The organism is Nocardia carnea (assembly GCF_029868855.1).
GTDB lineage: Bacteria > Actinomycetota > Actinomycetes > Mycobacteriales > Mycobacteriaceae > Nocardia > Nocardia carnea_A.
Genome location: NZ_JARWOV010000083.1, coordinates 1 through 9,855, shown reverse-complemented (window position 1 = coordinate 9,855; position 9,855 = coordinate 1). Strand labels below are relative to the sequence as shown.

9 protein-coding genes are annotated in these 9,855 nt (G+C 68.8%); 5 read left to right on the top strand and 4 right to left on the bottom strand.

Annotated elements, in window-relative coordinates; translation table 11 throughout:
* Together QH195_RS07575 and QH195_RS07570 are read left to right on the top strand one after the other, a co-directional pair.
* Positions 1-411 (top strand): hypothetical protein (locus QH195_RS07575; RefSeq protein WP_280434850.1); only part of this gene is annotated, 411 nt, incomplete at its 5' end.
* Between the two features lie 112 nt (positions 412-523).
* Entirely contained in the window at positions 524-1,351 is an 828-nt protein-coding gene (locus QH195_RS07570) for an alpha/beta fold hydrolase (protein ID WP_280434849.1), read from the top strand.
* A 54-nt stretch (positions 1,352-1,405) separates the two neighbouring features.
* On the opposite strand, the gene QH195_RS07565 is transcribed toward QH195_RS07570, so the two are convergent.
* Genes QH195_RS07565 through QH195_RS07550 form a run of 4 tightly spaced genes read right to left on the bottom strand, consistent with a single transcriptional unit; the run spans position 1,406 to position 5,281 of the window.
* Complete coding sequence (locus QH195_RS07565; RefSeq protein ID WP_280434848.1) at positions 1,406-2,830, bottom strand: MmgE/PrpD family protein; 1,425 nt, start codon at positions 2,828-2,830, stop codon at positions 1,406-1,408.
* Entirely contained in the window at positions 2,827-3,666 is an 840-nt protein-coding gene (locus QH195_RS07560) for a cyclase family protein (RefSeq protein ID WP_280434847.1), read from the bottom strand. The genes QH195_RS07565 and QH195_RS07560 overlap by 4 nt, the downstream gene beginning before the upstream one ends.
* Positions 3,663-4,502: an HpcH/HpaI aldolase/citrate lyase family protein gene (locus QH195_RS07555; protein WP_280434846.1), complete on the bottom strand. Its 840-nt coding sequence runs from the start codon at positions 4,500-4,502 to the stop codon at positions 3,663-3,665. Before QH195_RS07555 ends, QH195_RS07560 begins: the two co-directional genes overlap by 4 nt.
* Entirely contained in the window at positions 4,499-5,281 is a 783-nt protein-coding gene (locus tag QH195_RS07550) for an IclR family transcriptional regulator (protein ID WP_280434845.1), read from the bottom strand. Before QH195_RS07550 ends, QH195_RS07555 begins: the two co-directional genes overlap by 4 nt.
* Before the next feature lie 245 nt (positions 5,282-5,526).
* On the opposite strand from QH195_RS07550, the gene QH195_RS07545 reads away from it, so the two are divergent.
* Genes QH195_RS07545 through QH195_RS07535 form a run of 3 tightly spaced genes read left to right on the top strand, consistent with a single transcriptional unit; the run spans position 5,527 to position 9,754 of the window.
* Positions 5,527-6,894 carry an FAD-dependent oxidoreductase gene (locus QH195_RS07545; RefSeq protein WP_280434844.1) on the top strand — a complete coding sequence of 456 codons (1,368 nt, stop codon included), beginning with the start codon at positions 5,527-5,529 and terminating at the stop codon, positions 6,892-6,894.
* A gap of 59 nt (positions 6,895-6,953) precedes the next feature.
* The gene (locus QH195_RS07540; protein WP_280422678.1) at positions 6,954-8,414 is read left to right on the top strand and encodes a dihydroorotase; all 1,461 of its coding nucleotides are present in this window, start codon (positions 6,954-6,956) and stop codon (positions 8,412-8,414) included.
* 11 nt (positions 8,415-8,425) lie between these two features.
* Positions 8,426-9,754 carry a CaiB/BaiF CoA transferase family protein gene (locus tag QH195_RS07535; protein ID WP_280434843.1) on the top strand — a complete coding sequence of 443 codons (1,329 nt, stop codon included), beginning with the start codon at positions 8,426-8,428 and terminating at the stop codon, positions 9,752-9,754.
* Positions 9,755-9,855 lie beyond the last annotated feature (101 nt).

Below are 9,855 nucleotides of genomic sequence, written 5' to 3'. Positions count from 1 at the left end.
GTACCGGACACGGGGGAAAAGGGGGGGCGGGGGGGGGGGGAGGCGGGGGGGGGGGGGGTGTGTGTGGGGGGGGGGGGCCCCCCCCCCCCCGGGGGGGGGGGGGCGGCGGAGGCCGGCGAGGGCGCGCCACGGGCCGGGGGGGCCGGAACCCTGGTGGGGGCCTACGTGTTCGCCTTGACCGTCACCCGTCCCCAGAGCTCCTGCCGGGCGCCGGCGGCCACGACCGCATATTTCCCGGCGGTTACTGATCGGCCGGGCCGGAATCCGGCCGGGGAGACCCCCGGCCGGATTCCGCTGTCACTCGGCGGTACGTCCCACCCTGCTCCCGCGAGTCGTACCGGGTGGGCGGGCGACGCCATTGCCTGGCGATGGTGGACGCAGGGCGGCTGCCATAGTGCATGGATTCGGTAACGGACGGATACAGAACTTTTTCGAGAGAATTTCGCCGGTAGCATTCGCTACGCGTTTCGTTGTCACGGCCTTCGGCGGGCCGGCGATCACGCACATGAGGAGGCTTCTGCTCATGCCGGTGTGCACGACTCGCGACAATGTGAATATCTATTACAAGGACTGGGGCAACGGGCGGCCGGTCGTTTTCATCCACGGCTGGCCGTTGAACGCGGATGCCTGGGACGACCAGATGAAATGCGTCGCCGACCACGGCTACCGCGGTATCGCGCACGACCGCCGCGGGCACGGACGATCGGACCAGCCGTGGACCGGCTACGACTTCGATACCTTCGCCGACGACCTGAACGACCTGCTCACAACGCTCGATATCCGGGACGTGACGCTGGTGGCCCACAGTATGGGTGGTGGCGAGCTCGCCCGCTATATCGGCCGGCACGGAACCGGGCGGATCCATTCGGCAGTGCTGCTCTCGGCGATTCCACCGCTGATGATCCGGACGGACGCAAATCCGGAAGGAGTGCCGGACAAGGTTTTCGAAGAGATCAAATCCGGAATTCTCACCGAGCGTTCGCAATTCTGGAAAGAAACGTCCGAGGGGTTCTTCAGCGCCAACCGGACGGGCACCGAGGCCACACAGGGAAATCGCGACGCATTCTGGTTCATGGCAATGCACGAAAGCATCGAGGCCGGTGTGAAATGTGTGGATGCGTTCGCCTACACAGATTTCACCGAGGATCTGCGGAAATTCGATGTGCCCACCCTGATCGTGCACGGTGACGACGATCAGGTCGTGCCGATCGATGCCACCGGCCGCAAGTCGGCCGAGATCATCGCCGACGCCACGCTGAAGGTGTACGAGGGCGGCTCGCACGGGATCGCGCTGGTGCCCGGCGACAAGGAACGCTTCAACGCCGATCTGCTGGAGTTCCTCGACCGCTGAGCACGACGGACCGTGCCGCCCGAGGCGACGCGGTCCGTCGGCGATACGCCGGGCTCAGGCGCGCACGGCCGCCATCAGCGTTTCCAGCGAGTCGGCCGCGGGGAGGGCGAGCGCGTAACCGGCGACCGCGCGGGCCGCGTCCGGCTCCAGCCGCCCCTCGACGTTGAGGTCGAACTTCATGGTGAGTTCGTCGTCGGAGAGCGGGTTCGCCGGACCGCCCCGGTTGTGGTCCACGCGGGCCTGGTGCCAGGCGCCGTCGCGAGTACGTACTCGCAACACCGCCGGGAACTGGTGCGGATAGATCTCGTCGCACCGGTCGTCGCTGTGACTGGTGACCAGTCGCGCGAGTTCCAGCGTGCGCGGATCCTTCGCCGCCTCGTCGGTGAAATCGGCATGTCCCACACCGAGACCCGAACCGCCGAGCAGGGCTCGGGCCACCGTGAAGGGGCCCGAGAACGCCGCGTGGTACCCGGATTCGGGGGCCGCCTTCGCCGCGGGTGGTTCGGCGATGGTGCGCAACACCGGTTTCGGGACGCCGAGCTGGATTTCGACGATATCGGCGGGATCCACGTCGCGGCGCAGGATACGAGCGGCATCGATGCCGGCGTGGGTGAAGTGGTTGCACGGGTAGGGCTTGAAGAAGATTCCGGGAAGTTCCCAGTGTTCGCCGAGCCGGTCGAGGACCTTGGCGGTATCGGCGCGATCGCCACAGAAGGCGTGCAGGAAACCGAAGCGGCCCTCGATCACCGTGGGCGGGCCGGTGAGTCCGTGCCGGGCGAATTCCGCGGCCGTGACACCGGAATGCGCCGCCCAGCCGCAATGCGCGCGTTTGACGGTGCCGCCGGTGCGGTTGGCCTCGAGCAGCCCGGCGCCGAAGCTGGCAGCGATACCCATGGCGTCGGCGATACCCTCGGCGTCCAGGCCGTACAGCATTGCCGCGGCCGCCGCCGAACCGACGGCGCCACAGATGGAGGTGGCGTGCTGGCCGCGTTCGAAGAACTCCGAGTTACCGAGTTCCTCGTCGTAACCGCCCATGCCGAGACGTACCGCGATCTCGATACCCACGCCCGCGGCATCGAGTACCGCGGCACCGGTGGCGCCGGTCGCCTCACCGACCGCGAGCGCGGCCGGGACCACCGACGCCGACGGATGCAGAACCGACGGCAGATGGGTGTCGTCGGAATCCATCGAGTGCGCCAGGGTTCCGTTGATCAGGGCGGCGGTGGCGGCGGGGAACTGCTCCCCGGTACCGATACCGGTGGCGCGGGGCGCGCCGGCCCAGTCGCGCGCGACCGCGGTGACCGCGCGGGCCGAGGGCTGTCCGTGCGCGGCCAGCGAGTTGCCGAGCACATCGAGCACCCGGCGGGCGACGTCCTTGCGCAGCTCGCCGGGGAGCCCGTCGGTGCGGGTACGGTCGGCCAGTGCCGCCAGGCGGCCGACCACAGTGCCCACGAGATCGTGGCGGGTGACGGCGCTCATCGCGACACCACCGCAACCGGGCGGACGGGCGATCCGGTGCCGCCGGTGATCCGCAGCGGCGCCATGACGAAGGTGAACTCGGTGAGGCCGCGTTCACTCGCGGCCTCGAGGTTCAGGTGCTCGATGATGTGGATCCCGTTCTCCACCAGGAGAACCCGGTGCACGGGTAGCACGCTGTGGCCCTTGCCCGGCGGGATGTGCTCGAAGGCGGTGGTATCCGCGCCGGCCGCCACGATTCCCGCGGCCGCCAGCCACTGCGCCGCGGCCACATCAGGACCCGGAACACCGTGCTGCTGTCCGAGATACCTCGGGGCATCGTCGAAATGCCGCGCCCAACCGGTGCGGATGAGCACGACGTCGCCGCGCCGCGGGGTCACGCCGGCGGCGTCGGCGGCAGCGCGCAGATCCTCTTCCGTTACGGCCTGGCCGGCCTCGAGGGCATCGACTCCACGCACCCGCGGGATATCCAGCAGTACCCCGCGGCAGAGCATGAACGGGATGTTCTCCGCGCCGTGCCGGGAGTGGCGTCCGCCGCGCTGGGCTTCCTCGGCGTCGATATCGCCGTGCAGTTTGCCGCAGTGGCTGACGTGCGAAAGCGCGTCCACATGGGTGCCCACGTGACCGCCCGTCACGATGATCTCGTTGGAGGCCGAGCCACCGTCGGGACGGACCATATCGCCGTGCCGGCGAATGAGGGTCATCCGGAAACCGGGATGGTTGGGCGAACACGGCATACCTGTCGTATACGGATGCCCGAGCTCCACCACGTCGAGTTCGCTGTCCACCACGGCGTTCAACAGTGCGTCGGGGCCCGCGGTGACGGTTTGTTCGGTCATGCTCTCACTCCTCGTTCTGCTGTGGCCTGTGCTCGATCGAGGACCACGCGGGCGTTCGCGACCACGGCGGGGTCGATGAACCTGCCGTTCTCGTCGAGAACAGCGGATTCGCCGGTCGCCATGGAAGCGGCCGCGCGGTCGACGATCCGGCGCGCCCGGTCCTGTTCCTCCGCCGTCGGCGTGTAGGCCGTATTGACGATGTCGATCTGATTCGGGTGGATGACGGAGCGGCCGAAGAAGCCCTGGGCGCGTCCGGCCTGCGAGGTTTCGGCCAGGCCCACCGGATCATCCACAGCCGTCCACACGCTCTGGACGGGCGAGGACAGACCGGCTGCCCGCGCCGCGGCGACGATCCAGCCGCGCGCCCAGGCGAGCCCTTCGGGTTCGGTGCGCATATCGGCGGCGAGATCCGCCTCGCCCAGCGCGATCCCGGTGACCCGTGGGTGACAGCGGGCGATCTGCGGGGCCGCGAGCAGGCCGGCGGCGGATTCGATGGTGGCGTGCACGGGGCAGCGGAGGCGTTCCGCGGTCGCGGCCACCGATTCGGGATCGTCGGATTTCGGCAACCGGACCCCGGCCGGCTCGGGTCCACCGGCGAGCGCGGCGAGTTCACGGACGAGCCATTCCGTCCCGATCGCGTTGAGTCGCAACCACACCTGCCGCTGCCGCGGCGCCGCCCTCAGGGCCTCGAGTGCGTTGGTGAGTGCCTGGTCCTTCGCACCCACCGGCACCGCGTCCTCCAGGTCGATCACCACGGCGTCGGCGGCGCTGTCGATGGCCTTGCCGATTCGGTCGGCACGGTGTCCCGGCACGTAGAGCCAACTGCGCGGGGTCATTTCGCCGCCACCGCCGGACGGTGGCCGAGGACGCGGGAAATCCGCTGCGCCGCTTCGCGTAACGCACTCTCGTGCCGGTCGCAGGCTTCCTCGGTCATCCGGTAGCTCGGTCCGCACACCGAAACCGAGCCGATCACGGCACCGTCGGCACCGAACACCGGTGCCGCGATAGAACCGGCGCCCTCCTGCCGTTCACCCGTCGACCGGCACACTCCGCGCTCGCGGGCTTCGCGCAGGGCCGCGCGCAGGGCGGCGGGGTCGACGATGGTGGTGGCGGTGAGCCGCGGTAGCGGGCGGGAGAGCAGGTCCTCCTGCTCGTCCTCCGAGAGGTGGGCGAGGATGATACGACCCGACGAGCCGCTGTGTAGTTCGAAGCGACGGCCCAGTTCCACGGTCATCTTGATTTCCTGCGTGCTCTCGACCTGGTCGAGGTACACCCGCCCGCCCGGCAGGCGTCCGGTCACCGTGGCGGTCTCGCCGGTGGCGCGCTGGAGTTCCACCAGCGCTTCCCGGGCCGCCCGGCGCAGCGGGGAGACGTCCAGTGCCCGGGCGCCCAGGGTCGCGGCGGCCGGACCCAGCAGGTAACGGCGGGTCTCGGGCTCGTAGAGCAGTAGGCCGCAGTCCACGAACGTCGTGAGGATGCGATGAGCGACGGCCTTGGAGATACCGGTCGAGCGGGCGATCTCCGAGACGCCGAGAGCACTGGACCGGCGGCCGAACTCGAGCAGTACCTCCGCTGCCCGTGCGGCCGATGTGGTGCCGCCACTCGAGGGCTCCATCGTGGCTCCGTTCTCCGGGGTGGATTCGTGGTTCCGCCGGTCCGCCGCATGGGACGAGACCGACCAAGCGCTGAACAAGTTGTACCGCTTAGCGAAACGATTGTCTAGCCACCTTCTGTCACCCCGCCGTGGGTTTCTGTCGAGTAAAACCGTTCAACAGGCACTTGTGCACAGATTGCGGAACGTGCATAGTGCAGGGGACCACATTCTGGCGTTCCGCTAGCCGGAACATGATAGGAGGAAGCGTGGACGATCCGGATTTCGATCTCGTCGTCGCCGGTGCGGGCGGCGGGCTGGTCGCTGCGCTGCGCGCCGCCGAACTCGGCGCGAACGTCCTGGTTATCGACGCCGACGAGCATTTCCAGCGCGGTAACAACACCTCGATGTGCACCGCGATGATTCCGGCCGCCGGAACCCGCTGGCAGCAGGAGGCCGGCGTCCAGGACAGTCCGGACCGCTTCCTCGACGACATCGCCCGCAAGACCGGCGGCACGGCCGACCGCCGCCTGGCCCGCGCGCTCGCGGAAGCCAGCGCACAGTTGGTCACGTGGCTGGCCGACAACCAGGAACTCGACCTCGAACTGGTCACCGATTTCCGCTACCCCGGCCACACCGCCGACCGCTGCCACAGCATTCCCGGCCGGCACGGCTCCCGGCTGCTACGGCACCTGGTGCAGCGCGCGCAGGCGCATCCCCGGATCGAACTCATCGCACCGATGAGCCTGCGCAACGTGCACACCGCCGGCGGTCGGGTCACCGGGGTCGAGATCACGACCCCCGACGGCAACAGCGAACACCTGACCACCCGAGCCGTCCTGCTGGCAACCAACGGGTTCGGCGCCGATCGTGACCTCGTACACCGGCATCTGCCCGAAATCGCGGGCGCGCACTACCACGGCGGCCAGTTCAGCCGCGGCGATGCGCTGCGGATCGGCCGCGAACTGGGTGCCGACAGCGCCTTCCTCGACGCGTATCAAGGCCATGCCGCGCTGTCGTCACGCAGCCAGACGCTCATCGGCTGGGCGACCGTGGTGCACGGCGGTGTCATCATCGACAGAACCGGCCGCCGTTTCGCCCCGGAAACCACCGGCTACTCCGAGTTCGCCGCCATTCTCGCCGGGCGGCCCGGCGGTACCGGCTGGATCGTCATCGACGAGCACATCGAGGAACTTTGCTCGGTATTCGACGATTTCCGGGCTGTCGCCGAGAGCGGGTCGCTGATCCGTGCCACGACCACAACCGGGCTGGCCGAGAGCATCGGCGTACCCGCCGCGGCGCTCGACGACGAACTCGCCGCGGCCCGGCGCGCCGCGGCCGGGGCGGAACCCGACCGGCAGGGCCGCACCGACGACCGCCATCCGCTGACCGCGCCCTACATCGCGATCGCCATCACTCCCGCCCTCTTCCACACCCAGGGCGGTCTCGTCGTCGACGAACACGCCCGAGTACTCGCCGGCGGCGCCCCGATACCCGGCCTGTACGCGTCCGGTGGCGCTGCCATCGGTATCTCGGGCCACGGTGCCGGCGGTTACCTCGCGGGCAACGGGCTCATCACCGCCCTCGGTCTGGCCTTCCTCGCGGCCGAGCATGTGAGCAGCACCGTCGCCGTCTGACAACGCGGCGAGCCGCCCACACAACAGAACAACTGTCCAGATATTCGCCAGGAGAAGAAATGACCACCTACCTGATCAAGAACGGCACCGTCGTACGCACCGATGACGCGGCTCCCGCCGAGGGCGAGACCGCGGATATCCTCGTCGTCGACGGCAAGATCGCGGCCATCGGACCCGATCTGAGTGCCGAAGGCGCCGAAATCGTCGACGCGACAGGCAAACTGGTCTTTCCCGGCGTTGTCGACGCACACCAGCACTGGGGTATCTACAACCCGCTGTCCGAGGACACGCAGACCGAATCGCGGGCCAGCGCGCAGGGCGGCGTGACCACCGCGCTCACCTATATGCGCACCGGCCAGTACTACCTCAACAAGGGTGGTGCCTACGCCGATTTCTTCCCCGAGGTCCTGGACGCCTCCGCCGGCCGCAGCTATATCGACTACGCCTTCCACCTGGCGCCGATGTCGAAACAACATATCGGCGAGATCCCCGAACTGGCCGCGGACCAGGGCGTGACCTCGTTCAAAATCTTCATGTTCTACGGCAGCCACGGCCTGCACGGCCGCTCCGCCTCGCAGAGTGATTTCCTGATGATCCCGGAGGACGAGCGCTACGACATCGCGCATTTCGAGTTCGTGATGCGCGGCGTGCAGAAGGCGCGCGAACAGTTCCCCGAACTCGCCCCGCATATCTCGCTGTCGTTGCACTGTGAGACCGCCGAGATCATGAGCGCCTACACCAAGCTCGTCGAGGAAGAAGGCAAGCTGACCGGCCTCGCCGCCTACAGCGCTTCCCGCCCGCAGCACTCCGAAGGCCTGGCGGTGACCATCGCTTCTTTCCTCGCCGACGAGACCGGCCTGCCGAATATCAACCTGCTGCACCTGAGCTCGGCCAAGGCACTGAAGGCCGCCATGAAGATGGCCGAGGCGTTCCCGCACGTGAACTTCCGCCGTGAGGTCACCATCGGGCATCTGCTCACCGATATCGACAACGCGAACGGCCTGGGCGCCAAAGTGAATCCGCCGATCCGTCCACGTGAGGACGTCGAAGCGCTGTGGGAGCACCTGCTGGCCGGAAACATCGACTGGGTCGTCTCCGACCACGCCTGCTGCAAGGACGAGGTGAAATTCGGCGAGGACCGCGACGATGTGTTCGCCGCCAAGTCCGGTTTCGGCGGAACCGAGTACCTGCTGCCCGGCCTGATCACCGAAGGCCGCAAACGCGGGCTGTCGCTGCGCCGCATCGCCCAGCTCACCGCCTCGAACCCCGCCGACCGCTACGGCCTGCCCGGTAAGGGCCGGCTCGCCGAAGGCGTCGACGCCGATATCGCGATCGTCGACCCGAACCGCACCTGGACCGTGCGCGCCGCGGATTCCGAATCCACCCAGGAATACACGCCGTTCGAAGGTTTCGAACTCGGCGCCGCCGTCACCGACACCTTCGTGCGCGGTAACCGGGTGCTGGCCGACGGTGTGGTCGCCGGCGAACCCACCGGCCGCTACATCTCCCGGCCGTACTGAGAGGTGTGCAGTTGACCGACGAGAAACAGCCGACCGGCCCGCTGCGCGGTATCAAGGTCCTGGATGCCTCCACCATCCTGGCCGGACCGCTCGCCGCGCAGATCCTGGGCGATTTCGGCGCCGAAGTCATCAAGATCGAGCATCCACAGAAGCCGGACGGGATGCGCGGGCACGGACTCGACAAGGACGGGATTCCACTCTGGTGGAAGATGGTCAGCCGCAACAAGCAGACCGTCACTCTGAACCTGAGCACCCCGGACGGCAAGGCGATCTTCCGGGAGCTGGCCGCCGAGGCCGATGTGGTGGTCGAGAACTTCCGGCCCGGCACGTTCGAACGCTGGGGTCTGTCGTATGCGGAACTGTCCGAGCGTAATCCTGGACTGATCATGTTGCGGGTCACCGGCTTCGGCCAGCACGGCCCGTACGCCAAACGTCCCGCCTTCGGCACGCTGGTGGAATCGATGAGCGGTTTCGCCCATCTCACCGGCCAGCCCGACGGGCCGCCCACCCTGCCCGCCTTCGGCCTCGCCGATTCCATTGCCGGCGTGGCCGGTTCGTCGGCGGTCTCGATGGCGCTGTTCGAACGGGAACGCAACGGCGGCACCGGTCAAGAGGTCGACCTCGACCTGCTCAGCCCGATCATGACCGCCGTCGGACCGGGCGTGATCTACGCCGACCAGCTCGGAATCGACCAGCAGCGCACCGGCAACCGGTCGCAGAACAACGCCCCGCGCAACCTGTACCGCACCGCCGACGATCACTGGCTGGCGATCTCCACCAGCGCGCAGGCCATCGCCGAACGGGTGATGCGGCTCGTCGGTCATCCCGAAGTGATCGACGAGGAATGGTTCGCCACCGGGCGCACCCGCGCCGAACACGCCGACCTCCTCGACGAATACGTGGGCGGCTGGATCGCCGAACGCACCCGCGACGAGGTCACCAGCATTTTCGAAGAAGCCGGCGCCGCCGTGGCGCCGGTCTACCGGCCGAGCGATCTGCTGAAAGATCCCCAGGTCGTCGCCACCGACATGGTCACCACTGTCGACGACGACGAACTCGGCCCCATGCGCATGCAGAACGTCATGTGGCGCATGACCCGATCCCCCGGTGCGATCCGTCACACCGGCCGACCCGCCGGTGCCGATACCGACAAGGTCCTCACCCACCTCGGGCGCACGCCCGAGGACATCGACGACCTGCGGGCCCGGGGGGGGGGGGGGGGGGGGGGGGGGGGGGGGGGGGGGGGGGGGGGGGGGGGGGGGGGGGCGGGGGGGGGGGGGGGGGGGGGGGGGGGGGGGGGGGGGGGGGGGGGGGGGGCGCGGGCGGGCGGGGGTGTGTGAGCGTCCCGAGCCGGGTGGCGGGGTCGCGGGGGCTAAGGGGGTGGGCGGGCCCCAACCCGGGGGGGGCAGTGAGATATAAACAAAAACCCGCCCCCCCCACA